Here is a 24,798-nt window from a genome sequence, read left to right as displayed (position 1 = left end):
TGTGCAAATGTTCTTATAAACCTTCCCATTTCGAAACCGGTCGAAAAATCAGAGCAGGATTATCAGAATCGAAACCCCGAGGGCGAGCAGAAAGTACGGAATCGAAAACCTGTGGAAGTCTGCCATACCAATTCCGGAGATGCGGAGGGCTATGAGGTTCGCAAGGGAGCCGACTATAATCCCCGTTCCCCCGATGTTCACACCGAGGGCAAGGGGGAGCCAGTCGGGTCTGGAGGTCAGGAAGACCACGGTCGCGGGAACGTTGCTGATGAGCTGGCTAAGCCCCGCAGAGGCCAGGAAGAGACCCAATCCACCCGCGGGCAGGGTTAGGCCTGAAAGCAGGCCGGCAATCTCGCTGAAGTCTATGAAAATGAACGCGAAGGTGAGAACCAGCGCCCAGTCAAAGCCGAGCAGGGCTTCCCTTCCAGCTATGAGGAGCACAAACAGGGTCAGTGGAAGCGTCCACAGCCCCCTGCCGGCCTCGGCGAGAATCACGTCCGAAACCAGAAGGCCGAGTGAAGCAACGAAGAGCCTCCTTTTAACCGCCACGGGAGGCAGCCTCCCAATGGATACAGGCCCTTCCCGTATCGTGAGTGTAAAGAGCAGCAGGACAGCGAGCCAGATGCCCACCGGGAGGAGCATCGCCCGGACAAATCCCAGAAAGGAGATGCCATAGGCGTTCCAGATTATGATGTTCTGGGGATTGCCGATTGGCGTCAGGGCAGAACCGACGTTCGCCGCTATGGCCGAAAGCGTAACGGCGCGGGCGGTGTTTATCCCGGCCAGACGGGCGGTGATGACGACGAGAGGGATGAACACGAGCATCGCGGTGTCGTTCATTATCACTGCGGAGGAGAGAGCTATGATGGGGATAAAGAGAAGCATCAGCTTCCTCTCCGAGCCGCCGGAGAGCGAGATGAGCCGTATGGAAAGGCGGGTGAAGACCCCCGACAGCTCAAGGCCCTTCGAGACCAGTATGAGCGACGTTATCAGGGCCAGGCTCCTCCAGTCCACCAGCCCCGGGGTTCTGCCGGGAAGGGTGGGGTCGTGGAGAACCAGGACTAGGTAGAGCAGTAGTAGCGCTGTAAGGAACCACTCCCGCCTGGCGAAGTCCTTCAGTCTTTCAACCGCCGTGTCTCCTAACCTCCTCTGTAAGGCCGTAGTCCGGGATGAGCTCCCTGCCATCAGCCGAGACGCGGACGTGCAGGATTATAAAGCTTTTCCATGCTATCGGCACGATCCAGCAGTTTTCCGGCCCGCGGAACTCGCACGCATCGAGAACGTGAAGCTCCTTCAGGAGTTCCTGAATCCTCTCCCTGACTTTGCCCGGGCTGACCTCCCCGCCCGAAGAAACCGCGGGCATTCCCTTAGGAGAGGGCATTCCCGTTTTGGGGTCGTAGTGAACCCTGTCAACGGCAAAGTTCAGGTACATGACCGGAACGTCAACGTGAACCTCCCCTCCAGGTGCGTGGTGAATAATCGGCGTCCCCGCGGTGAAGAAAGACAGGGCGTTCTTCGCAGTTTCTATTGCCCTCTCTGCAAGTTCGGGGGTGAGTTCCCTTCGCTCGGGTCTTCCCCTTATGGGTGGCGGTACGGGTGACATGGCGAGACCACCTCAATGAATACCTGCCTACATATTGGGTGTGAAAAAAGGCCGTATAACTTTTTGGGAGCTCAGCCGTTCCTTCGATGGGCCTTGAAGAACTCCCAGATGATTTCGCTGGCGTCCATGTCCCTGCTCGTCCTTCCAATGATGCTTCTGGGAAGATACTGGTATCCACCGGGCCACGTGTGACCTCCGCCCTCTACACCGTAAAGGACTACCTCCGCGCCGTCGGTACAGTTCGAGTACCTCTCGACCCAGACCCGCGTTCCATCTTCAGGATCGGCGTCCGGAAGGTATTCCCTCCCATGCCTCACTGTACAGCCGTTTCTGGCCGCCCAGTACTCAACGGTCTCCCCGATGGAAACAGCCTCTCCAAGTTCAACCGGCCCAAAGTGGAGCTTTCCCCCATTCCACGGAACTATGGGGTCGTCAGTTCCGAGAATCACCAGGATGGGTAGGGGTGTTTCGGATGAACAGTTCCCGTACAGGTTCTCGGACATGGAGACACCTACAACGGCCACCGCGGCCAGCCTTTCAGGAATCTCACAGGCGAGTCTGTAGGCCATCAGCCCGCCGTTTGACATCCCGGTGACGTAAACTCTGCTTCTGTTCACTCCGTACTCATTCACAAGAAAGTCGATGAGGACCGAGATGAAGGCCACATCGTCTATGTTCTCCCGCTGGGCGCGGTAACGTGAGAGGTTTCGGCCGTCGTTCCAGTGCCTTTCTATTCCGTCGGGATAAACCACGACGAAGCGATCCCTATCAGCGAGCTCGTTAAAACCGCCCCTGGTGAGGCGCTCCATGTCAAAACCCGTCCCTCCGCCGCCGTGGAGTGCTATTATAAGGGGCAGGTGCTCGTCCTCCGAGAAGTTCGCTGGGAGGTGGAGGATGAAAGTCCTCTCCAGCCCGTCCACCACAATCGAACCCCTAACATCACCCGGATATAGACGGGTTTTCCTGAGAACCCGGTTGTAGCTGAACGACGCCAGAAGGAGCAGGATGAGCACTGCAAGGAGGATTATTTCCCGCTTATGTTTTCGTTCCATCGCCGCTTCCTCATTATTCTTCTTTGGGATTAGTGCTATATGAGGCTTTGGTGGGAACTACTCCGCGGACAGCAGGTAGACGCCGGCGAGCATTAGAGCGCCGAAGAACGCTTTAATGGCGGTGAAGCTCTCACCGAGAACAAGAAAAGCGAAGAAAGCACCAATCAACGAGGACGTCGAGAAAATTGCCCCCGTTCTCATCGCCCCGATCTCCCTAAGGGCGAACAGGAACAGCACGATGGAAAAGCCGATGCTGAAGGCCCCGACCGTCAGCACATAAGGAAGGCTCCCGAGCGGAACACTCATGGGAATTCCCAGGAGAAACGCCAGGCCCAGGAGGGCGGTTCCCCCAAGCAGCCCCTTCAGGGACGTCACGAGCAGCAGATCCCGCTTGAGGCTCAGGAGCTTGCTCAGGTTGTTGTCCACAGCCCAGAAAAATCCCGCCAGAACGACCAGAATGTTGCCTATGAGGTTTTCTGCCAGCTGAACGGCCCCCAAATTTTCCGTTGAAACAACGACCGTCCCAATCAGGATGAGCAGAATGCCCGCGACGCCCCGTCTGTGTGCCTTCTCCTTGAAAACAGCTATGGCAATCAGCACGGTGAAGAGCGTTTCCGTGTTAAGGAGCAGGGAAGCGTTGACCGCGGTGGTCCTCTCAAGGCCGAACATGAAGAAAATCGGGGCCAGGAATGAGCCGAAGAGAACCACCAGCGCCAGTATCTGAAGGTCGCGTCTTGAAAATGACCCCTGTGTTTTGACCTTGAACTCGAGCCTCCTGAGGAGCCTCCCTTTAATCGGGGTGAAGCGGAGGAGCATGAGGACGACTCCCGCCGTCAGATAGATGCTCCCGGCGACCACCATCGGGTGAACATCCCTGAGGGCGATCTTGTTCAGGGTGGAGCTTACCCCAAAGAGAACCGCAGCTAAGAGGGCCCCAACATAACCGTAGTGGTGCGTCATGGTAAATAGTGGAGAGCAGAGGCTTATAAGATTAGTTCACACAAAAAGAGGAAAGATAACACCGGATCACACTTTCCGGGGATGCTTCACATCGCGGGGTAACTCGCACCTTCCGGCAGCGGGAACCCCAGCAGCCCTTATCGACTACCTCGACCTCGTAGCCGTACATCTCTATCGCCCCAATGATGTCGTCGGGATCGTCCTTTCAATGTCAAACTCCACAACGGCCTTCTTTTCCTCAAGCCTGACTTCACCCTTTGCACCGACGCTTTCTATTGCTTGGTTATCCCCATAATGCAGTGCTTGTAGATCATGTTTGGTATCTTCAAAACGACCTCTGTCATGCCATCATCGGTAGTGACTCAGCAGGAAAACTTATCGTGCTTATCATTCGCAATATGGAAAGAACGACGCGAGTAGAATTGAAAAACTGAAAGTCAGAGGGAGTCGATTACTCCCTTCACCTGCTCCTCCATCGGGCGCATCAGCTCGACGACCCTCTCGCCGGCGATCTTCCAGGCGACGCTCGGCAGGGTTACGCCAAGGTAGTTCCCATCCTCTCTGCGGTAGCCGAAGCCGGTGCAGGGAAGGAGAGCGCCGATGTTGGGGTCTATCTTGACCAGCTCCTCAACCAGCTCACTATGGCAGATGAATAGAAGGTGGTAGTCGGCGATTATCCCGTCCGCCCCCTCCGTTATGGCCACTGGGATCCTCTCTCCGATTAAAAGGAAGCCAGCTTTCTCGAGCTTCCTCTTAAAGCGCTCCCAGATGAAGTCCAGATCCTCATCAAAGCGCCTGACGTAGTAGAACTCACCCTCCACGGTTCTCACCCCAATTGAAGTTTGTTTCACCCTTTTTATTCATTACGGGGCAGAAATGGGAAAATCAGGCCGCGCTCTCCGCGGCCTTTTTCTCTCGGTTCAGCACCGGTCCCTTACCGTATGCCCTGAGCACCAGATAGAGCGCCGTTATGAGGTAGCCAAACTGTACAATCACCCTACCCCACTCCATGCTCACGGAATAGCCGAAGAGCACGGCAAAGACCGAGCCTATAGCCCCCCCTTGTGGTGCCAGATGCTACCGCTCGGAATCCCGAGGTCGTAGGCTTCAGCAGAGAACACTCCGAGGGAATAACCCTCCTCCTCTGCCCATTCTATCAGCTCGTGCGTGCCGTATCCGGCAAGTCCCGCGGCAACGAACACCAGCAGGATGGAGCTGTAGTAGAAGAACCTCCTCAGGTCTATGCGCATCCCCACGCCGTATATCAGATAAGCCAGCACGAGTGCCCCCGTCAGCCCCCCGATAAGGCCGAGGAGCGTCCCCGTCAGATTTCGGGTCATGAAGGGCGTAAGGAACAGGACTGTCTCAAGCCCCTCCCTGAAAACCACGATGAATGTGAAGCCTATTAAAGCCAATGGGGCTATCGACCTGCTTACCCTGCTCTCTATCTCCGCCCTGATGTCCTTCCCCTTTGTGGCCATCCAGTAGATCATGCTTGTGAGGACTATCACGGCGAGGTAAGAGGCCACCCCTTCAAAGAGCTCCTTCTCGGCCAAACCGCCGTAGAACTTTAGTATGCCAACTCCAAGGAGGACGCTGACGCCAACCGACAGAGCGGTGCCTATCCACACGCCCCTTATCTGGTTCGCCCTGTTTGTCCTTCGCAGGTAGGCTATTATTATCGCCACTATTATGGCCGCCTCAAGGGCCTCCCTGAAGGTTATGAGGAAAGCGCCAACGCTCATGGGTTCACCTCCGATTTTTAGGTCAATCTAAAATTCCTAGGATGGCTTATGAATCTTATTTTTGCCAAATCGAAATTTCATAAAATGGATGGAAAACATCCTATCCCCAACAGAATATGCCACGTGTCAAACCCAGAAGGTTCGAACTCAGCGCTCCCAGAAATGAAAATCGGCCGAACTACCCAAATCTGTGAAAAAGAGCCAAAATTTGAGTCCATATTGGCAAAAATGGAGTAGAAAAATTTACAGAATGGAAAGGCTCATCATATCTTTCCTACCAAGTCGAGGCTAACCTCAAGGGTCTCCTTACCGGGCTCCCAGCTCGCCGGGCAGACCTGTCCCGGGTGCTCGCGGACGTACTTTGAAGCCCTCAGCCTTCTCAGAATCTCCTTCGCGCTCCTTCCTATGCTGAGGTCATGCATCTCCATGTGGACGACCTTCCCGTCGGGGTCTATTATGAAGGTGGCCCTCCATGAAACGCCTTCATCCTCGATGTAGGTCCCGAAAAGGCGGCATATCTTTCCGGCAGGATCCGCGAGCATCGGGTACTTTATCTTCCCTATCGCGGGTGAGGTGTCGTGCCAGGCCTTGTGGACGTAGGCGGTATCGGTGGAAACGCTCAGGATTTCAGCCCCTTCTTTCTTGAACTCTTCGTAATACTCAGCCAGCTCCTCAAGCTCCGTCGGGCAGACAAAGGTAAAGTCCGCAGGGTAAAACGCCAGAACAACCCACCTGCCCCTGTAGTCCGAAAGCTTAACCTTCCCGATGTCGTCCTTCTCCGGGAAGTAGGCATCGGTCTCAAAGTCGGGAACGATTTCTCCAACCTTCACCATTCCGGTTCACCTCGAATTTAATTAGGCCACTCGAATTTATATGGGTTTGCCTAACAAAATGGGAAGTTTTGGATTCAGGAGCATTCAACTTTGAAAGGCAAATTTAAAAGGTCCCAAAGCGAACTTCTCCAGGTGATAGAATGAAGGTCAAGATAATTCTCGGAACGGCAAGGGAGGGGCGGAAGAGCGAGAAGGTAGCGAGGTACATCACCGCAAAAGCCCGGGAGCTCGGCTGGGAAGCGGAGCTGATAGACGTCAGGGATTACCTCCTAGCCTATACGCACCGCTGGAAGACAACACCGGAGACGGAGCGGTATCGGAAAAAGATTCTCGAAGCGGATGCGCTCATCATAGTCGCACCCGAGTACAACGGGAGCTATCCCGGCGAGCTTAAGATACTTCTTGACACAATATACGAGGAGTACGAAGCCCTGCCACTTGGCATTGTTACGGTATCAAGCGTTACCGGAGGGGTGAGGCTCCTGCAGGAGCTCAGGCTGGCAAGCGTGAACTACCGCATGCTCCCGGTGGGACAGGTTCTTTTCTACAACGTTGATGACCTGTTCAAGGATGGAGAGCTGAGGGACGGAAAATACAAAGAAAGGGTTGAGTGGCTTTTGGAAACCCTTGAGAAGTACGCCAGAGCTCTGAGGCCGATAAGGGATGAAGTACGAAGGGAACTTGGAGAGGAAATTGGAAAATGAAGTAAAATCCAAGGGTAGTGCCAAGAAAGGCAAAGGCAGGAAAAATTAGCCCCTGCCACATAGCCTTTTCAGTCAGTTCTCCTCCACACTTTCCGGTGCAAAGACGCCGATTCTGACGGGTTTGTCTTTAACAACGGCCATTGTCCTGAGGGAGACCTTTCCATCCTCATCGAGAACCTTGAGGGCAATTACGGATATCTCCTTACCGGTCTGGGGATTTCTACCCGTCCACACCTCAAGGAAGACACTTCCCATGTACTCTGGTGGTGTTCTGGAGTTCATCGCTGGACCAGTTACCGCCACGAGAACCTCTCCGCCCGAATCCACGACCGTCAGCTCGACGGGCGGAATGAACGGGCCCGTTCCAAAGTCCGTTATGTTGATGTACCTGAACTCGGGCAGGGGCGTCGGATCAAAGGGACCCGTGCCGAAACCTTCAAGGACGCCGCTGAGGAACGGACCGGTGCTCCCACGCTCCGCGAGGAAGGCTGTGTACTCGCCGGCTCTCATCCGGGTAATCCCCCTGACGTCATCCATTACTTCACTCCTGAGGGCGTCCTTCACCCATCCCATGCCGGCCGCTCCTCCGGCAAGCCTTCCCGTCTCGGCCCTGAAGTTTACGAGCTGTTCCGCCAGCTGTTTAAGGTCCGCCCTCTGGTTTGAAACGGGTTCAAAGGTGCTGTTGGAAGAGGGCTCGAAGATGATGGGCATCATCGTGAACTCTTCCTCGCAGACCTCCATGGGCTCCAGCGTCGTGTTGATGTTGAGCTCAAGCGGCCGGTAGCAGAACCCCCCATTCGGCGGATCCGCTTCCGCGACTATGCCGATGACCTCTTTGTCGAATCCGGGTATGCTGTAAACCCCCTTCCTGTCGGGGGTTAGAGTTCCTATCTCCTCTCCCGTCTCTGGGTCGATGAGAACCATAGCGCCGGGCATCGAATCGCTGCCGATGACCTGTATCTTTGTTCCTCCCTCAGGGACGCCGACCATCAGCATTTCGGACGTACCGAGTGGGGCCACCGCGAGCTTAAAGGTCATTCCCGTGAGGTCATTCCCTTCAAAGTAGACCTCCCCAAACGGAACCGGCTCAGGAGTAGTGTTTCCAGTGCCCGGTTCAAATATGAAGGGTGCCAATCCGGGTGAAGGACATATGAGCGGGTCCTCTGGCTCCTCCGGAATTGTGTTCATCGTGTTGCTGTCGAGGGGGAGTGGCCTGTAGCAGAAGCCCTCATCGTCAGCCATCCCAATGAGGGTGGTGTTTACAGGCGGAACCTGATAGACCCCGTTTCCATCGGGTTTGACCCGCAAAACGGTTTTCCCGGTGTTGGGATCAACGAGGCGCATGACCCCCGGCGAGTCTCCGGTGGCCTGAATCATGAAACCCTCCTTCGGGACCCCGATTCTAACAGCAATTAGCTGGCCCGCTCCAACGGTTCTTCCCCCCTCGCGGATTCTCAGGAGTGAGCCGCTTGAGCTGTGGTATATCTCAATGCTCTGGGTCTCATAGCCCCTGGTGAGCTCCATCATTCTGGCCACCATCTCTTTCCTGCCCAGGGGCGTCATCTTTCCATTCTCCACAATGAAGAGCTTCCCGTCCGCCCTGTAAAAGGCCTCTATCGGTTCACCCGTGGTGGTGTTCTCCCAGTAGGCGTTTTCAACCGCAGCTATAACCATCAGGTTTCTAAGCTCGGTCAGCTGAAGGAACTTTAAATGGGCCAGCCTTTCGAGGAGCAGGGTCTTTTCCCTGCCGGTGGAGTGCGCCGCGTCGCGCTCAAGGTTTTCAGCTTCCATCGTGAGACCGCTCAGGGTGACCGGAGTGAGTTTGCCTTCGATTTCCTTGATTTCCCTCTCGTAGGAGGCGATTGTTTTCAGAAGGTCGTCCTGATATTTCTCCTCCCCCGAGACCTGGGGCGAAGACGTGGTGGGCTGAGAAGTTTTCCCAGTTTTAGTCTGGGTCTCGGTAACGTTTCCCTGAGCTATACAGCCCGATATAAACGCACCGAGCATGACAATGCTTAAAAGCAGGGCAAGGCCTGCGAGCTTTCCAATCTTCATTTTTTACACCTTTTCCAGCCACGAAACGCTAAAAATCGAGAAAAATCGTCAAGTGACTTATACCAGGGGTTAGACGCGGAGGTTATTAACGGTTATGCTTTCAAAGTGGAAAGGATTAAGCGAAAATGCTTTCATCCCAGCGAGCAATGAGGAGCGAAAAGACCATTATCAGCGCTATCTCGTAGGTCTCTATGAGAGCTACTGAGGGCCAGTCTATGAAGGTTCCGAGGAGAGCAAAGGCAAACAAAAGGGCGGAGCCATACCTTATTCTCTTATCCTCCGTTCCGGCTCCGTATATCAGCATCCCCAGGAAGAACTGGACAAAGAAGTAGGTCGAGACAAAGACATGGGGCCTTGTCCCGCCGTGAAAGATTCCGATCAGGGCAAGAAATATCGCCGAGATGCTGATGTAGGCTCCACCAACCGTCTGGATCTTGTTCTCTGCCGCGAGGATCAGGTAGAGTGAGAATGCAAAGACAAAGATCGCCGTAACCATCAGCCCGTAGTTGTATATCCACGGCGAGGAAGCCTTTGAGGGATCACCCAGGTCGCTGAGCGCGTTATCAACGAAAGAAAACCAGGGATTCCTGCCTATGCTCCATGCCACGAAGAGCCAGTATACTATTCCGCCGGCAATCCCGGCATACCGGAGAACCTTCAGCATTGAACTCCCCACTTTAAAAATCGAGGGCATGCACTATAAGGGTATCCAAAAGAAAGGGCTCAGAGGAGCCGTTCTATGAGCTCCCCGACGTTTCCCCTGGCCTTGCCGCGGAGCCTTTCGAGGTGACTGCTCAGGGCCTCGCCGATGCCGTGGACGAAGAGGCTGAGCGCTTCGTCCCTGTAGAGGCCCCTCGATCTGAGGTAGAAGAGCGCATCCTCGTCGAACTGCCTCACCGCCGAGGAATGGAAGGCCGACTCGATTTCTCCGGTATCGACCTCAAGCATCGGCACGCTCACTCCAAGTGAGCCCTCGTCCATTATGGTTATCTGAGACACGACACCGCTCGATGAGTTCCTGGCGCTCTCAAAGACCTTGGCAACTCCCCTGTGCACGGTCCAGCCGTTTTCGTAGGAGAAACCGTGAACCCTCGTCTCGCTCGCAGTCTTTTCTCCGTACTGGAGGACGTTCGTAAGGTAGTCCACGGCTCTTCCGATGGCTATCGGCATGCCCCTGAGAACCAGCTCGCTTCCCCTGCCCTCAAGCGAGTAGTCCTCGCGGTGGTGGCTCATCTCCCCTGCGCTTACCACCGTGAAGGCCTTAACACTTGCATCCTCCCCAAGGCTCGCCCTGAGGAGATAGTGAGAAAGGCCCTTGTGCCTTCCAACGGTCAGAATCTCAAGCTCAGAGTTTTTGGCCCTAAGCTCGACCACGAGGGATTTAGCCCCTTCCTCGGCCATGTCGTAGATTATTATCGGGGCTTTAACGTTCTCAGCCTCGATGCTGACGTGGTGGCTGATGAAGGCCTTGGCGGAGAGGTGAGAGACTATAACGAGGGGCTCTATCAAGTCCCCGGTAATCCTCAGCCGATAGGCCTTCCTGAGAGCGTAGAAGTGGAAGCCCAGGATTCTCGATTCCTCCGGCTGGGAGAGGCCGAGCGTCCCCTCGCTCAGCTGGACGTTGGCGGGAAGGTTGAACTCCACTCCGCTTCCCGATAAAACGACGTTCCCCTTTATCGGGGCATTACCGGCTTCCGCCTCGATGGGAAGCCTGAGCGGTGAGTTCTCCTCGAAGAGCTTCCACTTGGTGTAGCTCTTTATGGTCGGGCTGTCCCCGTACTTCTGGTAGGTGAGCTTTTCAAGGGCTCCAGGAGTTATCGAGGGAACGTTCTCGTGAGACATTAACCAACCCCCCCAACCTCGCTGAACTCCAGCTCTATGACCTTCTTGAGAACCTCGACGTACTCGAAGGGAAGTCCTTCGAGAATTTCGCTGATGAAGCCGAGCACTATGAGGCTCTTCGCCTCTTCCTCGCTTATGCCGCGCGAGTTCATGTAGAAGAGCTTGTCCTCGCCGAGCTTTCCGGTCGTGGCCTCGTGAATTATGCTCGCGCTCGGCTCATCGCTCTGATTGTGTGGATAGGTGTAGGCCCTGCTCTCCTCGTCGAGGATTAGCGAGTCACACGAGACCGTCGCTGTGGAGTTTCCTGCCCCCTTGAGGATTCTCACGAGCCCGCGATAGATGTTTATCCCGCCGTTGGCGCTTATGCTCTTGGAGACTATCTTTGAGCTCGTGTTTGGAGCCAGATGCCAGGTTTTGGCTCCGGTGTCCTTCATGAAGGGCCCGTTGCTCAGCGAGACGACGTATTGAGCCGTCCTCGCTCCCTCGCCCTTCAGGACGCTCGACGGATAGGTGTAGGTTATCCTGCTCCCTATGCTGCCCTCTATCCACTCGACGTAAGCTCCGCTTTCTATTATCGCGCGCTTGTTGTTGAAGTTTATCACGTTCCTGCTCCAGTTCTGTATCGTGGTGAACTTGACGGTGGCGTTTTTGTGGGCGTATATCTCGACCATACCATCGTGGAAGGAGAATCCCTTGTACATCGGCGCGCTACAGCCCTCTATGAAGTGTATGTAGCTCCCCTCGTCCGCGACGAGCAGGGTGTGCTCGAACTGCCCCTCCAGGGCTGAACCTATGACGAAGAACGCCTCGACCGGGAAGGGTATCTTAACGCCCTTGGGGACGTAAACGAAAACGCCGCCGCTCCAGAGGGCGTGGTGTAAAGCTGAGAACTTGTGCTCTCCCGCCGGGAAGACCCTGCCGAAGTACTTCTTCACCAGATCAGGGTACTTCTGAACCGCTTCCTCCATAGGAAGCATGATGATTCCCATCTTCTCGAATTCGGCCTTGAGGTTGGAGTAGACGCTCTCGCTGTCGAACACCGCCGTCAGCCCGGACAGAAACTTCTTCTCTATCTCCGGGATGTTCAGCCTCTCAAACGTCCTCCTGATGTTCTCGGGCAGGTCGTCCCAGTCCTTGACCTCGTTGCCTATCTCCGGCTTGGAGTACAGGGCGAGGCTCTCAAGGTCAAGCTCTTCTATTCCCACCACCCACCTGGGCATTGGAAGCTTGTGGAACAGCTCAAGGGCCTTAAGGCGGTGCCTGAGCATCCAATCCGGCTCGTTCTTTATCCTCGAAAGCTCCTCGACCATGTCCCTCGTGAGTTCCCCCTTGAGCTCTATCTCCTTTGGATATGGAACTGCCGTTCCAAGGATTTCCTCAAGGGAACCGGCCCTGAGTATCTCCTCAAGCCTTGACTGCTGCCCCATTGTCCTCCACCGCCGCGAAGCCTTCCTCCTCAATGAGCTTTACAAGCTCCATTCCACCGGAAATCGCCAGCTTCCCGTCCTTCAGTACGTGTACCCTCTGAGGGTTTAGGTACTCAAGGATCCTGCCGTAGTGCGTGATGAGAAGAATTGAAGTTCCCTCACTGTGGAGCTTGGCTATTATCCCCGCAATGACCTTGAGGGAATCAACGTCAACACCGCTATCGGGCTCATCGAGGATAAGGAGCTTGGGCTTCACTAGGTAGGCCTGAAGCATCTCGAGCTTTTTCCTCTCGCCACCGGAAAAGCCGACGTTCAGCTCCCTGGAGAGAATTGAACTGTCAAATCCAAGCTCTTCAACCGCCTGGAAAATCCTGTCGTAGGCCTCTACCTCGTCTATGCCCCGGAGGTTCCTGAGCGCCCTCTGGAGGAAGTTGATGACCTTGACGCCCTCGACCTCAACCGGATGCTGGAAGCTGAGGAAGATGCCCTTCCTGGCCCTCTCCTCGGGCTTTGCGGTCGTTATGTCCTCGCCCTCAAAGAGTATCCTGCCCTCGCTTACCTCGTACCTCGGGTGTCCGGCTATCGTTAAAGCCAGCGTGGACTTTCCGCTGCCGTTCGGCCCCATGACGACGTGGAGCTCGCCAGAGGCGAGTTCAAAGTCCACTCCCTTCAGAATTTCCTTATCGGCAACCTTAACATGGAGATTTTCCACTTTCAGCATGAGCATCACCGCTTTCTTTTACCCGTATTTGGGTAGAAAAGCGCACTTTTAAAACCTTTCTCCACAAATTTGGGTAAAGAATTCGAGCTACTCCGATTCAGATAGCCCTTCCCTCTCCAGCACATCAAGCACCTGCTGGAACTCCTCGAGCTTTCCGCTCGTGACAACCCTGTCCGGCCGGAACGGGCAGTCGCAGTAGGGGTACTCAAGGAAAGCCTGGTACGTACCTATCCTCCTTGCTATAGCAACTATCTCCTCCTTGTCCATGCCGAGTAAGGGCCGGTGAACCGGGAAGCGGACGCTCATGGTCTCAAAGTACAGGTTTGCGAGGGTCTGCGAGGCCACCTGCCCAAGGCTGTCCCCGGTTACTATCCCGAGTGCACCCTTTTCCCTCGCTATCTCCGCTGCCCTTCTCAGCATCGCCACCTTGCAGACAACGCACGTCCACTCCTGCTTTTTCGCCTTGATGAGAGCGCTAACGTAGGGCTTCAGTACCTCAAAGTGGTTCTCAACTATCAGGTCTATCGGCTCCGGGGAGTAGTCCTCAAGTATATCAACGACCTTCTCAACCACGTTTCTCGCGTTCAGCCCCTGGTCAAAGTGCACCGCAATGACTCCTGCACCTCTCTTGAGCATGAGGAAAGCGGCAACCGGTGAGTCTATGCCCCCGCTGAGCAGGACGACGACCTTTCCCTGCGTTCCCACGGGAAGGCCTCCAACGCCCCTGAGCTTTTCGAGGAATATGTAGGCCTTCCCGGCTATTATCTCTATTCCGACGACGAGCTCAGGGTTCTTAAGGTCGACCTTCCAGCCGAAGTTCTCGACGATAAAGGCCCCAATCTCGCGGTTTATCTCCATGGAGGTCTTGAGGAAGGTCTTGTCGAGCCTCTGAGTTTCCACCTTGAAGCTCTTCGGGTTAAGACCCTTCAGGGCGTCCGTCAGGTAGGCCGGAATCTCTTCGTAGCTCATCTCCTTTGCAGGGGAGACCGAAACGACCCCGGGGACCTTGGCTATTATTTCAGCCGCCCCATCGGGAGCATCGACCAGTATCCGCCCCCTGATTATCTTCGCCCTACCTTCTACCCCCTTCCTCCTCAGCGCCGAGAGTACGTTGTCCCTCAGCTTCCTCTCGAATTCCTTCCTTTTGCCGCCCTTGATGCCCACTTCGCCGTAGCGTACGATTATCACTTCAACCACCCAGATAGCGGGCGAAGAAGTTCTTGGCTTCCTTCTCATCCTCGGCTCCTCTGATTACCATCCTGCCGGTCTTGAACACCAGTATCTCGGCGTAGTCGTCCTCGAACTGAATGAACTGGCTCGTCTTCAGGTACTCGATGCCGAGCTTCTCAAGCCGCTCCGCAAACTCGTCAAGGTTGATGTTCATCCTCTCGGGAGGGGTCACCTGTATTGAACCGTCACACATGTGCTCGACCTTTATCCGCTTTTCAAGGAAGGTGAGCTCTTTCCTCACGCAGGCGGGGCAGTCTTCCCTCCTCGGTATCTTAACCGTCTCAAAGTCCATACTCCTGAGGTCGAAGAAGAACAGCTCGCTCTCGACCTCCTCGCCGAGAAGTATCTTCGCCGCCAGTGCAACGGCAAGAGATGCCGCAAAGCTCGGTACGTAGCTCATTATACCGGCTATCGAGCAGGTCGGCAGGGGTCTCTCCGGGAGCTTGGGCATCAGACAGCGGAAACAGGCGGTTTTTCCGGGGATTACCGGCATTATGTTGCCGTAGGTTGCTAGAACACCCACGTAAATCCACGGCTTGTTGTTTTTGACTGCGTAGTCGTTTATCACCTGGCGGGTATAGATGTTGTCGGTCCCGTCGATTATGAGGTCCGCCTCGTCAAGCAGGCTTACCGTTCCGGGGTTCAGGTCTTCGAAGTGCCCTATGACACCAAACCTCTCCTTTAGCACCTCGACCTTCGGCTTTCCGACGTCCTCCGTGGTGTATATAGTCCTAGGAAGGTCGCCCTCATCGACGAAGTCCCTGTCAATGACAACTATCCTTCCCACGCCGAGCTTGTGGAGGAAGTAAACCTCCCAGCTGCCCAGTGCACCCGCCCCCACTACTGCAACAGTGCTCTCGCTCAGCTTCCTCTGTCCTTCGATTCCTATGATCGGGAAGTGCCTCGAAAAGTCCATTTTTACATCCACCATGCTCTCACCATTGGGAAGTTTTAAAGCCCTCAAAAAAGGCTTTTGAAAACCAAAAGTTCTGGACAGTTCTGGGAAATACCAAAGCTGGGAAAGGGTATTAAACGGGTTTTCAGGAAATCCTCCTCGGTGGTGGCATGGAGTTCTTCGAGGTTCTCAGAAAAAGAAGGAGCGTGAGGCGCTTTCAAGAGAGGCCGGTTCCCCGCAAACTTGTGGAAAAGCTCCTTGAGGCGGCTTTCCTGTCACCGAGTTCTTTCAACAGGAGGCCGTGGCACTTCATTGTAGTTGACGATAAAGAGAAGCTCCTGGCACTCTCAAAGGCAAAACCCGGGGCATCTGGCCTGGCAACGGTACCCCTGGCAATAGTCGTTACCGCCGACGAAAGCAGAAGCGACGTCTGGGTGGAAGACGCGAGCATAGCAGCAGAACACATACAGCTGGCGGCGTTCGACCTCGGGCTGTCATCGTTCTGGGTGCAGATAAGGAACAGAATGAACGATGAGAAGAGGACCGCGGAGGAATACGTGAGGGAGCTCCTTGGAATTCCCGAGAACTACCGAGTGGTGTGCATAATAGGCGTCGGCTACCCGGCCGAGAGGAAAGAGCCCCGCGGTGAGGAGGTCCTTGAGTGGGACAAGGTAAGCCTCAACCGCTTTGGCGAACCCTGGAAGTGATTCCATTGTGTCAACCGTTCTTCCATCGAATTTTTCACAGTGCAAAAAATAAACGCCATAAAGGTGCTGGAGTAGAAAGTTCTGGTGGAGCAGATGGAGGCTAGGGTGTGCAAATTCTGTGCCGGCGAAAGGCTTGAAGAAGTCGTTGACGTCCTCAGGAGGGCTGGCTACGAGGTGAGCGTGGAGGGATGCATAGGGCTGTGCACCAAGTACGACTGCGGAAGGATAAACGTCATCGCAGGTGAGGCTGAAATCTCGGCATCGGACATGAAGGAACTTGCAGCCCACCTCGGCACAGCGGAGGTGGGTGATGAGGGTACTGATCATAATATCAAGCCCGGATGAAAGGGCAATCCCGGCTTTATGTGGGCAGTCAACGCAATAAAGAACGGGTGGGCGGAGGACGTCGAAGTGGTGCTCTTCGGCCCCATTGAGGATGCGGTTGCAAGAGGCGATAAGCGTTTCGTCCCCTGGATAGAACGGCTCAGAGAACTGAGAAAGCTTCCGAGGGCATGCAGGAGAATAGCCGAGGAGAAAGGCTTCGAAGAGATCCTTGGAAAGAACTCCAGAGTCGGGTACGTCGGTGCGATAATTGCCGAACTTATTAGAAGAAGACTACGTTCCAATGACGTTTTAATGAAAAAAGCTTCAAGAAAAGACTTTTTAACGGCTATTCAAACATTTTTCAGGTGAAAGGGGTGCGCAGGGCGCTTTTGATGCTCGTGGTTCTATCGCTCTTCATACCACTGGCCAGCGCGGGAACCGTCAAATACGGGAACCTGTTGTTTCATGACGTCACAACCGAGAAGGAACTCCAGGAGCTGGTCTCCTCGAACGACGGGGGGTACTTCTTCATCTTCTACCACTCGGAGAGCTGTCCTGCGTGCAGCTACATGAAAACACAGGTTTTTCCCACTTCGGAGGCAGAAAAGGCCCTCCGGGAGCTTGTCCTCATCTCAGTGGACGTCTACAAGGGACGCTCCGTCACGACACTCCGCTACAGGGTCTACGACCCGGTAATAGTCATTCAGCCAGAGAACGCGGGCTACTACAAACCCAAAAGCCCGGGTGAGGAGATAAGCGTGGGCGTTCCCGGGACACCAACCATAGTGATTTTCAAGGCAGTAAACGGGACGATGGTTCTGAGGGGAGTGGCGGTAGGCGCTCTGAACCCCGGTGGCCTGGCCTACTTCTTGGAGAAGGCGACCGAGGAGAGTTCCCAAACGGCAACTCCGACAGGCGGGACCACCCGGACAGCGGACGGTTACAGTGAGGGAGAAACAAAGAACGAAGCGGGGAGCAACCTCAGCCTCGCTGTCCTGCTCCCGATATTCTCCGCGGGAATCGTCAGTGTCTTCTCACCTTGCGTTCTTCCAGTCATAGTTGGCACGCTCTCCCTCACATTCGCAAGGAGGAACGTCGAGGCGATAATAGCCGGAATGGTGGCTTCATTTGCCCTGCTCGGGGCCCTGGTGGGAAGCCTCGGCTCCTACGCTTCTCAGATACAGGGAGCGCTCTATCTAATCGGTGGAATCGGCTTCATAGTAATCGGCGCGAGCTTCGTGAGCGAGAGGGTCAGCGCAAAGCTTAAGGGACTGCTCAGATTCTCCCCCACGGATAGGATTGCACCTAAGAGAGGTACCACATATGACTTCGTCCTCGGCTCCGCCTTGGGCGCAACCTGGCTCGGCTGCATAGCACCTTACGTCGGCTTCGCGGTGATAACCGCTGCCCTGAGCGGGGACACACTGAGCGGGATCATCGTGATGGGCACATACGGCCTCGGGATGGGGCTGACTGTTTACCTCCTAACGGCATCGAAGGACCTCGGGGAGTGGGTGAACAGGAAGTTCCTCTCGAACAGGCTTTCGCTGGGTGGAAGAGGTAAAGCCAGGTGGGAAATTGTCCTCGGGGCGGTGCTCATATTCCTAGGCCTGCTGATGCTGACGGAGCTTACTCCTCTCAAGCTCTGGAGCTCGCTGTTTGAATCGCTCTCACAGCTCTAAGGAGGTGGTTTGATGTACAGGTACAGGAGAAAACTCGATCTAAGCCTCGAAGAGGCCGAGGAGAAGTTTAAGGCAAAGCTGGAGGAGAAGGGCTACAAGGTTGTTCTTGAGTTTACCCCGAGCGACGTCGTTAAGTCCAAGGTCGGCGTCGATATGGAGCCGTACAGGATTCTCTGGGTCTGCAACCCCAAGATATTCTACGAGATGACGAAGGAGGACTACGAGATAGGCTCCTTCGCGCCCTGCCCGGTGCTCTTCTACCAGGAGGACGGCGAAACCTACGTTGCCATAAACACCGCCGACGACGTGCTGGAGATAATAAAGGAGCCCCTTGAGGTCGTCAGGGGAGTTATAGAGGAACTCTAAACATTTTTATTTTATTCAAAGAGCCGCTCGTAGGCGAAGTGGCCGTATCTCCTCAGCTCGCCGCGCGTCTTGAAGGCCTCCTCTATGCATCAGAAACAGCCGCCGGCAAAGATGGCAACCTTACGTTCGTTTTCTTTTTCGTCCATTTTGCATCTCCAGCCACAGTACCTTGGAAACCTTTATATAGCTTTGCACACTAATACCTATTGGTGGTTATAAATGGACAAAAATGTCCCAAAATCTATCCGAAAGGGTTTTCGTTTTGTGCTCGAACTTCTGATGAGGCTGATGGAAACACAGACCCCCGGCAGAAGGCCCGTGGGAGTGATGTACCATGTCTGAGTTCCGTGATGAAGTCTCCATAGTTCTCGGCGGAGCGGCCGGACAGGGGATTCAAACGGTCGAGGGAATTCTGACCTACGCCCTAAAGAAGTCCGGCTACCACGTCTATGCCAACAAGGAGTACATGTCCCGGGTCAGGGGAGGGGTAAACACCACAGAGATAAGGGTTTCCTCGAGGCGCGTTAGGGCATTCGTGAGGAGGATAGACGTACTCGTCCCCTTCAAGCAGGGCGTTCTGAGCTGGGTGAAGGACAGGATCTCAGATACTACCGTCGTTCTCGGCGAGAGGGAGAACGTTGAGGAAGAGTTCGCTGAAAGGGTGAACCTCGTTGAGGTTCCCCTCACGAAGCTCGCCCTCGAAACGGGGAGCCAGCTCTACCTGAACACCACAGCGGCTGGGCTTATAGTCGGCATCTTCCACGGCGACTTCAGCGCGGTGGAGGAGTACATAAGGAAGCGCTTCGGCTCGAAGGGAGAGAACGTGGTGCGAAAAAATATCGAAGCTGCCAAGAAGGGTTATGAGCTGGGCGTCAAGCTCTGTGAGGAAGGAACGGTAAGGGTGGAAGTTGAGAGGGACGAGAAGGTCAGAGACGAGATTCTGCTGAGCGGCACGGAAGCGGTGGGAATAGGGGCCCTTGCCGGGGGCATGAACTTCCTGTCTTTCTACCCCATGAGCCCCTCCACGGGAGTTTCTACCTTCGCGGCGCAGAAGGCAGAGGAGTTCGGGATAGTCGTTGAGCAGGTGGAGGACGAGATTTCGGCGATAAACATGGCTCTCGGAGCGTGGTTCGCGGGAGCGAGGGCGATGGTGAGCACCTCCGGTGGGGGCTTCGCCCTCATGAGTGAGGCATTAAGTTTGGCCGGAATGGCCGAGAACCCAATCGTGATACACCTCGCCCAGAGGCCCGGGCCCGCAACTGGCCTCCCCACGAGAACGATGCAGGGTGACCTCAATCTGGTTCTCTACGCCGGCCACGGCGATTTCCCGAGGATAATCCTTGCCCCGGGGAGCATGGAGGAGGCCTTCTACTTAACAGCAGAGGCATTCAACCTGGCCGACCGCTACCAGGTTCCGGTGATAATCCTCACCGACCAGTACTTCGTGGACACCTACTACAACCTTCCGAAGCCCGAACTCGGGAAGGTAAAGTTCCAGAGGCACGTAGTGGAGGCCAGGCCGGATTATCGGAGGTACGAGCTGACGGAAGACGGCATTTCGCCGAGGGCCGTCCCAGGCTACGGCGAGGACGTGGTGATAGCCAACGGCAACGAGCACGACGAGTGGGGCGACATAACCGAGGACGCAGAGCTGACGATAAAGATGCAGGAGAAGAGGGCAATCAAAAAGCTCGAAGCGATAAGGAAGAACGCCCCCCTGCCGAGACTTATCGGGAGTGAGAACGCGAAATATCTCATCGTCGCGTGGGGTTCAACGCTCCACGTCGTCGAGGAAGCCCTCGAGAGGCTCGGGAGAGACGACACTGCTTTACTTCATTTCAGCTGGGTCTATCCGCTCAACCCCGAGGCGAGGAAGTTCTTTGAGGGTACAAAGGTAATAGTCGTCGAGAACAACGTTACCGGACAGTTCGCCGACCTGCTGAGAAAGGAGCTGGACGTTGAGATTCACCATAGGATCCTGAAGTACGACGGGAGGCCATTCTCGGTGGAAGAGGTTTTTGATGCCCTCAAGGGGGTGATAGAATGAACGCCCCAACCCTGCCCACGGGCAGAGAAGCCTTCGAGCCAAAGAGGCCTGGGAGCAGGGACATCGCCTGGTGTCCCGGCTGCGGCAACTTCGGCATAAGGAACATACTCATCTCAGCTTTAGCTGAACTCGGCTTGAAGCCGAATCAGGTCGCCATAATCAGCGGGATCGGACAGGCAGCGAAGATGCCCCACTACATCAACGCCAACGGCTATCACACGCTCCACGGCAGGGCGATACCAATAGCGACCGGCGTGAAGGCGGCAAATCCGGAACTGACGGTTATAGCCGAGGGCGGAGACGGCGACATGTACGCCGAAGGCGGCAACCACCTGCTCCACGCGATAAGGAGAAACCCGGACATAACGGTTCTCATCCACGACAACCAGATATACGGCCTCACGAAGGGACAGGCGTCACCGACGACGATGGTTGGAATGAAGACCCCAACCCAGCCCTGGGGAGTGTTTGAGGAACCCTTCAACCCGGTGGCTCTGGCGATAGCCATGAACGCCTCCTTCGTGGCGAGGACCTTCATGGGCTACTTCAGGGAGAGCGTCGAGATAATCAAGAGGGCGATAAGGCACAGAGGGCTGGCCATAGTTGATATCCTGCACCCCTGCGTCAGCTTCAACAGGGTGAACACCTACGCCTGGTACAGAGAGCACACCTACTGGATGGACGATCACGACCCGCACGACAGGGAGGAGGCATTTAAGCGCGCGATAGAGACCGACCCGCTACCGCTGGGGGTATTCTACATCAACGAGAAGCCGACCTTTGAGGAGAGTGTTCCTGCATACAGAACAGATAAAAGGCCCCTCTGGAAACGCGAGCCGAGGCTCGACCTCGTGGAGAGGATCTTCAGCGAAAAATCCCGGTGATTTTCTCTCTTTAATTTTCAAAAATGGAAAATCACTGGCCAGGCTGCATCAGCAAGCCCCTGAGCTTCGGCGCCCTCTGACCCAGTTCACGGTCGAGCATGAACAGCGCCTGCGGGTTGTCGCCGATTATCTTGAGCTTGTCCACGATTGCCTTGGCGGTGGCCTCCTCTTCGACCTGCTCTTCCACGAACCACTGGAGGAACTGGTATGTCGCGCGGTCTTTCTCCTCCTCGGCTATGTCCACGAGTCGGTATATCGACTCCGTAACGCCAACCTCGTGAAGGTAAACCGCCTCGAAGGCCTTGAGCGGGCTGGCAAAGTCTCCCCTGGGCTTTTCTATCCTCTCAAGCTCCGCCTTTCCGCCGCGGTCGAATATGTAGTCGTAGAACCTGAGCGCGTGGCCGAGTTCCTCTTCGGCCTGGGCCTCCATCCAGGTGGCAAAGCCGTCAAAGCCCTTCTCCTTGAAGTAGGCCGCTATGGCGAGGTAGAAGTAGGCCGAGAAAAGCTCCTTGTTGAGCTGCTCGTTCAGGGCCTTGAGCATTCTTTCGCTCAGCATTGGCATCACCGGGATTATTTGGAATTCGGGACTCTTAAGGTTATCCTCACGCCAGATTCACGTTCCCAGTGGAACCCCTCGTTACCCAATTCCGTCCTTAACTTTTTGGTCAAGAAAGGCTTTTTATGTCCTCGTACCAATTAGTTTCGGTGATAGAAATGCCAGATGTGAAAGTTAAGAAGATTCTCGATGATCCGGAGCTCTACATAATCCGGGTCGATGACGACAGGATAAGGTACTTTGAAGCCACTTGGGACATTCCCGAGGGCATAACCTACAACGCTTACCTGATGAAGCTCGACGGGGCGACGGTGCTCTTCGACCTGAGCAAGGGGGAGTACACGGAGCTCTTCATGGGGGCCCTTAAAAAGCTGGTCAATCCTGAGGAGATAACCCACGTGATTATCCACCACACCGAGCCCGACCATACTGGGGCTCTGCCGGCGTTTCTGGAGGCCAACGGCTACCGGGCAAAGCTTATAGGCACGAGTTTCGCCAAGCGTTTCCTGGAGGGATTCTACGGCGAGAAGGTCGTTGAGAACTTTTACACAATTAAAGATGGAGAGGAGATGAACATTGGCGGCAAGACCTTCCGCTTCATAACCGTCCCCTGGCTCCACTGGCCGGACACGATGATAACCTACGTGGTCGAGGACAAGCTAATCTTCTCCTGCGACGCCGGCGGCGGCTACGGAATCCCCGAGACCATCGACGACAGCGATGAGGAGGTCGTCCAACGCTATTTACCCCACGTGACGAAGTACATAGTCACCGTCATCGGCCACTACCACAAGTACATCGTCCAGAACATCAAGAAGCTCAAGAGGCTCGGCATAGTCGGTGAGGCCAGGATGATACTCCCAGGTCACGGCCTCATCTGGCGTAAGAACCCCATGAGGATATTCGAACACTACGAAGCTGTCGGCGCAGGAAAGACCACGAAGGGCAAGGTCCTTGTCATCTATGACTCCATGTACGGCTTCGTGGAGAGGAGGATGAACATCGTCCTAGACGAGCTGAGGAAGCACGGACTGAAACCGGTCGCCTACAAATTCACAGACAAGGAAGCCCCCGCCGTGAGCGATATACTCGGGGAGGTTCCCGACAGCGAGGCTATAATAATAGGTGCCTCGACCTACGAGGCTGAGATACACCCGAGGATACGCTACACTCTCTACGAGATAGTGGACAAGACCAACTACGAGAAGCCTGTCCTGATCGTCGGTGCCTTCGGCTGGGCCGGCGTCGCGGGCAAGAAGATAGAGACCCTCATCACGAGGAGCAAGTTCGACCACGTTGATACCGTCGAGAGCAGGGGAATGCCAAGGCCGGAGGACGAGGAGCGGCTTAGAGAGGGCGTTAGGAAGCTCGTGGCGTGGCTCTCATGAGGAGGCTTTTCTTTTCTCAAACCTATAATTTAAATACTTCAACGCAAAACATAAAAATGGTGATGCAGGTGGAAGATGTTCTTGATAAACTTGCCCAGCTCTCCCCCAAGGAGATACTGGGCTACGCCATTGCCTCAGAGGAAGATGCAAAACAATTTTACGAAGCTCTAGCATCAAAAAGTGGTGAAGTTCTGGGGGAGTTCTTCAGAGACCTCTCCAAGGCCGAAGAGAAGCATAAGGTAATACTGCTCAAACTGCACGAGAGCCTCTTTGGAGACACTAATTACATCGTCCCGGAGGGGATACCCTTTGCCGAGACCTCGGTCAACGTGGACACCGTAGCAAACCTCATCGAAGCAATGAGAGTCGCACTTATCAATGAAAAAACCGCCGAAAGGATATACAGCCATCTGAGCGAGATACTGCCCGAGCATAGGGGAATATTTAGCTTCCTGGCAGCACAGGAAAGGGCACACTACGCATCGATAAGGAGTCACGTCGAATACTTAGAAGACGTGACCCAGGGGCAGCCAGAGTATGTGAACGCACCGGTGGAGTTCTTCGGCGCCCAACTAGAGCTCTACCTGGGCCCACGCACAAGGAAGTGAGGTGACATTGTGGAGCTCGCTATAGTCGGCAACGGGCCGGGCGGGGTGGAGCTGGCCAAGAGCCTAGCCGGCGAATTCGATGTAACCATCGTGGAGAAGGAACACCTCCCCCACTACTCCAAGCCCATGCTGAGCCACTACATAGCCGGCTTTATTCCCGAGGAAAAGCTCTTTCCTTATCCCTCCGACTGGTACGAGAAGAAAGGGATAAACCTTCTCCTCGGAACGGAGGCAAAGCTCATTGACAGGTTCCGGAAGGTTCTCGTGACAAGTGACGGAGAATTGCCCTACGATGCCCTCGTCATAGCCACCGGAGCAAAGGCGAGGCGGCCTTCCATTCCAGGACGGGAGCACGTCCTAACGCTCAGAACCCTCGATGATGCGAGGCTGATAAGGGAGCGCCTCGAAGGGGAGGGAGAGATAACAATCCTTGGGGGAGGCTTCATAGCGCTTGAGCTCGCCGGAAACCTGGCCAAAGCTGACTACACCGTTCGGGTGGTCCACAGGGGAAGAACCCTGCTCGGTCTCGACGAAGAGCTCAGCGAGCGTATCAGGGAAGCGCTCGAAGGAGTGGGCGTTGAGTTTCACCTTGAAACCAATGCCCTTGAGGCAGAGGAAGAAGGTCTGAAAACAGACAGAGGGTACATTCCCGGAAGGCTGAAGGTCTGTGCCTTTGGAATAGTGCCAAACAAAGGGCTGGCCGTGAGAAGCGGCATACACGCCGGCAGGGGGATACTCGTGGACGAAAAGTTCAGAACCTCCTCCAAAGACGTTTACGCGATAGGAGACTGCGCCGAGCACGGCGGCGTTGTCGGAGGAACTGCCAGATCCGCGGTGGGGCAGGCAAAGGTTCTCGCCAACGTTCTGAGGGGCGCTGACGACCGCTACGACTTTTCATTCCGCTCGGCATTCTTCAAGTTCGCTGACTTCGGCGTGGCCATCATTGGGAAAACGAAAGGCCGAGGGAAGTGGCTCTACGAGAACACTAAGGTTTTCTACGAGGGAGACAGGCCCATCGGTGCCGTCGCCCTGGGTGACCTCAAGAAAGCCATGAAGCTCGAAAAGGCCATCAGGGAAAGACTGCCGATTGAATGAAGTTATAACGGGGTCAAACCTTTGGTTTGGAAAATCGTTATATACCTCAATATCAAATTTAAGTACTGCAGTGT

The 24,798-nt window shown here is 55.1% G+C and carries 25 protein-coding genes and 1 pseudogene; 11 read left to right on the top strand and 15 right to left on the bottom strand.

Annotated features, from left to right (window positions below):
- Positions 1-48: 48 nt before the first annotated feature.
- The 7 genes and pseudogenes from E3E27_RS01635 to E3E27_RS01600 all read right to left on the bottom strand — a co-directional run bounded on the left by E3E27_RS01635 (position 49) and on the right by E3E27_RS01600 (position 6,193).
- The gene (locus tag E3E27_RS01635; RefSeq protein WP_240910634.1) at positions 49-1,185 is read right to left on the bottom strand and encodes an SLC13 family permease; all 1,137 of its coding nucleotides are present in this window, start codon (positions 1,183-1,185) and stop codon (positions 49-51) included.
- A complete protein-coding gene (locus E3E27_RS01630) occupies positions 1,124-1,603 on the bottom strand; it encodes a hypothetical protein (protein WP_167773220.1) in 480 nt (159 codons plus the stop codon). Before E3E27_RS01630 ends, E3E27_RS01635 begins: the two co-directional genes overlap by 62 nt.
- Before the next feature lie 71 nt (positions 1,604-1,674).
- Positions 1,675-2,655: a PHB depolymerase family esterase gene (locus E3E27_RS01625; protein WP_167773219.1), complete on the bottom strand. Its 981-nt coding sequence runs from the start codon at positions 2,653-2,655 to the stop codon at positions 1,675-1,677.
- A 57-nt stretch (positions 2,656-2,712) separates the two neighbouring features.
- Complete coding sequence (locus E3E27_RS01620; protein WP_167773218.1) at positions 2,713-3,615, bottom strand: DMT family transporter; 903 nt, start codon at positions 3,613-3,615, stop codon at positions 2,713-2,715.
- A gap of 437 nt (positions 3,616-4,052) precedes the next feature.
- Positions 4,053-4,436, bottom strand: coding sequence for a DUF302 domain-containing protein (locus E3E27_RS01610; RefSeq protein ID WP_167773217.1), 384 nt, complete (start codon positions 4,434-4,436; stop codon positions 4,053-4,055).
- 64 nt (positions 4,437-4,500) lie between these two features.
- A pseudogene (locus E3E27_RS01605) lies at positions 4,501-5,360 on the bottom strand (FTR1 family protein).
- A 263-nt stretch (positions 5,361-5,623) separates the two neighbouring features.
- Entirely contained in the window at positions 5,624-6,193 is a 570-nt protein-coding gene (locus E3E27_RS01600) for a peroxiredoxin (protein WP_167773216.1), read from the bottom strand.
- A gap of 140 nt (positions 6,194-6,333) precedes the next feature.
- On the opposite strand from E3E27_RS01600, the gene E3E27_RS01595 reads away from it, so the two are divergent.
- Positions 6,334-6,897, top strand: coding sequence for an NADPH-dependent FMN reductase (locus E3E27_RS01595; RefSeq protein WP_167773215.1), 564 nt, complete (start codon positions 6,334-6,336; stop codon positions 6,895-6,897).
- A 72-nt stretch (positions 6,898-6,969) separates the two neighbouring features.
- Here E3E27_RS01595 and E3E27_RS01590 read toward each other — a convergent pair whose 3' ends face one another.
- The 7 genes from E3E27_RS01590 to E3E27_RS01560 form a co-directional block, all read right to left on the bottom strand.
- Positions 6,970-8,952 carry a hypothetical protein gene (locus E3E27_RS01590; RefSeq protein ID WP_167773214.1) on the bottom strand — a complete coding sequence of 661 codons (1,983 nt, stop codon included), beginning with the start codon at positions 8,950-8,952 and terminating at the stop codon, positions 6,970-6,972.
- A 115-nt stretch (positions 8,953-9,067) separates the two neighbouring features.
- Positions 9,068-9,616 carry a DUF998 domain-containing protein gene (locus E3E27_RS01585; protein WP_206204764.1) on the bottom strand — a complete coding sequence of 183 codons (549 nt, stop codon included), beginning with the start codon at positions 9,614-9,616 and terminating at the stop codon, positions 9,068-9,070.
- 59 nt (positions 9,617-9,675) lie between these two features.
- A complete protein-coding gene (locus E3E27_RS01580; RefSeq protein ID WP_167773213.1) occupies positions 9,676-10,794 on the bottom strand; it encodes a SufD family Fe-S cluster assembly protein in 1,119 nt (372 codons plus the stop codon).
- Positions 10,794-12,221 carry a Fe-S cluster assembly protein SufB gene (gene sufB, locus E3E27_RS01575; protein WP_167773212.1) on the bottom strand — a complete coding sequence of 476 codons (1,428 nt, stop codon included), beginning with the start codon at positions 12,219-12,221 and terminating at the stop codon, positions 10,794-10,796. The genes E3E27_RS01580 and sufB overlap by 1 nt, the downstream gene beginning before the upstream one ends.
- Positions 12,199-12,942 (bottom strand): Fe-S cluster assembly ATPase SufC, encoded by a 744-nt coding sequence (gene sufC / locus E3E27_RS01570; protein WP_167773684.1) that lies wholly within the window; start codon positions 12,940-12,942, stop codon positions 12,199-12,201. Before sufC ends, sufB begins: the two co-directional genes overlap by 23 nt.
- An 87-nt stretch (positions 12,943-13,029) precedes the next feature.
- Entirely contained in the window at positions 13,030-14,130 is a 1,101-nt protein-coding gene (gene thiI / locus E3E27_RS01565) for a tRNA uracil 4-sulfurtransferase ThiI (RefSeq protein ID WP_167773683.1), read from the bottom strand.
- 1 nt (position 14,131) lies between these two features.
- On the bottom strand, positions 14,132-15,103 hold the full coding sequence (locus E3E27_RS01560; protein ID WP_167773211.1) for a ThiF family adenylyltransferase: 972 nt from the start codon (positions 15,101-15,103) through the stop codon (positions 14,132-14,134).
- A gap of 134 nt (positions 15,104-15,237) precedes the next feature.
- Here E3E27_RS01560 and E3E27_RS01555 point away from each other — a divergent pair, with 134 nt between their 5' ends.
- The 7 genes from E3E27_RS01555 (at position 15,238) to E3E27_RS01525 (ending at position 21,077) form a co-directional block, all read left to right on the top strand.
- Positions 15,238-15,774 carry a nitroreductase family protein gene (locus tag E3E27_RS01555; protein ID WP_167773210.1) on the top strand — a complete coding sequence of 179 codons (537 nt, stop codon included), beginning with the start codon at positions 15,238-15,240 and terminating at the stop codon, positions 15,772-15,774.
- 84 nt (positions 15,775-15,858) lie between these two features.
- On the top strand, positions 15,859-16,119 hold the full coding sequence (locus E3E27_RS01550; RefSeq protein WP_167773018.1) for a hypothetical protein: 261 nt from the start codon (positions 15,859-15,861) through the stop codon (positions 16,117-16,119).
- Between the two features lie 18 nt (positions 16,120-16,137).
- Positions 16,138-16,467 carry a hypothetical protein gene (locus E3E27_RS01545; protein ID WP_240910633.1) on the top strand — a complete coding sequence of 110 codons (330 nt, stop codon included), beginning with the start codon at positions 16,138-16,140 and terminating at the stop codon, positions 16,465-16,467.
- 5 nt (positions 16,468-16,472) lie between these two features.
- A complete protein-coding gene (locus E3E27_RS01540; RefSeq protein ID WP_167773682.1) occupies positions 16,473-17,780 on the top strand; it encodes a cytochrome c biogenesis protein in 1,308 nt (435 codons plus the stop codon).
- 12 nt (positions 17,781-17,792) lie between these two features.
- Positions 17,793-18,146, top strand: a complete 354-nt coding sequence (locus tag E3E27_RS01535; RefSeq protein ID WP_167773209.1) for a DUF302 domain-containing protein — start codon at positions 17,793-17,795, stop codon at positions 18,144-18,146.
- 334 nt (positions 18,147-18,480) lie between these two features.
- On the top strand, positions 18,481-20,193 hold the full coding sequence (locus E3E27_RS01530; protein ID WP_167773208.1) for a 2-oxoacid:acceptor oxidoreductase subunit alpha: 1,713 nt from the start codon (positions 18,481-18,483) through the stop codon (positions 20,191-20,193).
- A complete protein-coding gene (locus E3E27_RS01525; protein WP_167773207.1) occupies positions 20,190-21,077 on the top strand; it encodes a thiamine pyrophosphate-dependent enzyme in 888 nt (295 codons plus the stop codon). Before E3E27_RS01530 ends, E3E27_RS01525 begins: the two co-directional genes overlap by 4 nt.
- 31 nt (positions 21,078-21,108) lie before the next feature.
- On the opposite strand, the gene E3E27_RS01520 is transcribed toward E3E27_RS01525, so the two are convergent.
- Positions 21,109-21,633, bottom strand: a complete 525-nt coding sequence (locus E3E27_RS01520; protein WP_167773681.1) for a ferritin — start codon at positions 21,631-21,633, stop codon at positions 21,109-21,111.
- A 158-nt stretch (positions 21,634-21,791) separates the two neighbouring features.
- Between E3E27_RS01520 and E3E27_RS01515 the strand changes: the two genes are divergently transcribed.
- From E3E27_RS01515 to E3E27_RS01505, 3 genes are read left to right on the top strand one after another with little or no spacing between them, the layout of a single operon-like run.
- Complete coding sequence (locus tag E3E27_RS01515) at positions 21,792-23,021, top strand: FprA family A-type flavoprotein (protein ID WP_167773680.1); 1,230 nt, start codon at positions 21,792-21,794, stop codon at positions 23,019-23,021.
- Positions 23,018-23,629: a ferritin family protein gene (locus tag E3E27_RS01510; RefSeq protein ID WP_371731542.1), complete on the top strand. Its 612-nt coding sequence runs from the start codon at positions 23,018-23,020 to the stop codon at positions 23,627-23,629. Before E3E27_RS01515 ends, E3E27_RS01510 begins: the two co-directional genes overlap by 4 nt.
- A gap of 9 nt (positions 23,630-23,638) precedes the next feature.
- Complete coding sequence (locus E3E27_RS01505; protein ID WP_167773206.1) at positions 23,639-24,724, top strand: FAD-dependent oxidoreductase; 1,086 nt, start codon at positions 23,639-23,641, stop codon at positions 24,722-24,724.
- The last annotated feature ends 74 nt before the right edge of the window (positions 24,725-24,798 follow it).

It is taken from the genome of Thermococcus sp. MV11 (assembly GCF_012027285.1).
Taxonomy (GTDB): domain Archaea; phylum Methanobacteriota_B; class Thermococci; order Thermococcales; family Thermococcaceae; genus Thermococcus; species Thermococcus cleftensis.
The sequence above is the reverse complement of the archived record's forward strand: the minus strand, read 5'-3'. Positions and strand labels throughout refer to the sequence as shown.

Bases quoted from the DNA above. Each gene is read 5' to 3' on its own strand.
- E3E27_RS01620 (WP_167773218.1), bottom strand. From the start codon at position 3,615: ATGACGCACCACTACGGTTATGTTGGGGCCCTCTTAGCTGCGGTTCTC.
- E3E27_RS01595 (WP_167773215.1), top strand. From the start codon at position 6,334: ATGAAGGTCAAGATAATTCTCGGAACGGCAAGGGAGGGGCGGAAGAGC.
- E3E27_RS01555 (WP_167773210.1), top strand. From the start codon at position 15,238: ATGGAGTTCTTCGAGGTTCTCAGAAAAAGAAGGAGCGTGAGGCGCTTT.
- E3E27_RS01515 (WP_167773680.1), top strand. From the start codon at position 21,792: ATGCCAGATGTGAAAGTTAAGAAGATTCTCGATGATCCGGAGCTCTAC.
- E3E27_RS01625 (WP_167773219.1), bottom strand. From the start codon at position 2,655: ATGGAACGAAAACATAAGCGGGAAATAATCCTCCTTGCAGTGCTCATC.
- E3E27_RS01525 (WP_167773207.1), top strand. From the start codon at position 20,190: ATGAACGCCCCAACCCTGCCCACGGGCAGAGAAGCCTTCGAGCCAAAG.
- E3E27_RS01520 (WP_167773681.1), bottom strand. From the start codon at position 21,633: ATGCTGAGCGAAAGAATGCTCAAGGCCCTGAACGAGCAGCTCAACAAG.
- E3E27_RS01535 (WP_167773209.1), top strand. From the start codon at position 17,793: ATGTACAGGTACAGGAGAAAACTCGATCTAAGCCTCGAAGAGGCCGAG.
- E3E27_RS01545 (WP_240910633.1), top strand. From the start codon at position 16,138: ATGTGGGCAGTCAACGCAATAAAGAACGGGTGGGCGGAGGACGTCGAA.
- E3E27_RS01560 (WP_167773211.1), bottom strand. From the start codon at position 15,103: ATGGTGGATGTAAAAATGGACTTTTCGAGGCACTTCCCGATCATAGGA.
- E3E27_RS01580 (WP_167773213.1), bottom strand. From the start codon at position 10,794: ATGTCTCACGAGAACGTTCCCTCGATAACTCCTGGAGCCCTTGAAAAG.
- sufC (WP_167773684.1), bottom strand. From the start codon at position 12,942: ATGCTGAAAGTGGAAAATCTCCATGTTAAGGTTGCCGATAAGGAAATT.
- E3E27_RS01590 (WP_167773214.1), bottom strand. From the start codon at position 8,952: ATGAAGATTGGAAAGCTCGCAGGCCTTGCCCTGCTTTTAAGCATTGTC.
- E3E27_RS01635 (WP_240910634.1), bottom strand. From the start codon at position 1,185: ATGGCAGGGAGCTCATCCCGGACTACGGCCTTACAGAGGAGGTTAGGA.
- sufB (WP_167773212.1), bottom strand. From the start codon at position 12,221: ATGGGGCAGCAGTCAAGGCTTGAGGAGATACTCAGGGCCGGTTCCCTT.
- E3E27_RS01585 (WP_206204764.1), bottom strand. From the start codon at position 9,616: ATGCTGAAGGTTCTCCGGTATGCCGGGATTGCCGGCGGAATAGTATAC.
- E3E27_RS01600 (WP_167773216.1), bottom strand. From the start codon at position 6,193: ATGGTGAAGGTTGGAGAAATCGTTCCCGACTTTGAGACCGATGCCTAC.
- E3E27_RS01510 (WP_371731542.1), top strand. From the start codon at position 23,018: ATGAGGAGGCTTTTCTTTTCTCAAACCTATAATTTAAATACTTCAACG.
- E3E27_RS01530 (WP_167773208.1), top strand. From the start codon at position 18,481: ATGTCTGAGTTCCGTGATGAAGTCTCCATAGTTCTCGGCGGAGCGGCC.
- E3E27_RS01630 (WP_167773220.1), bottom strand. From the start codon at position 1,603: ATGTCACCCGTACCGCCACCCATAAGGGGAAGACCCGAGCGAAGGGAA.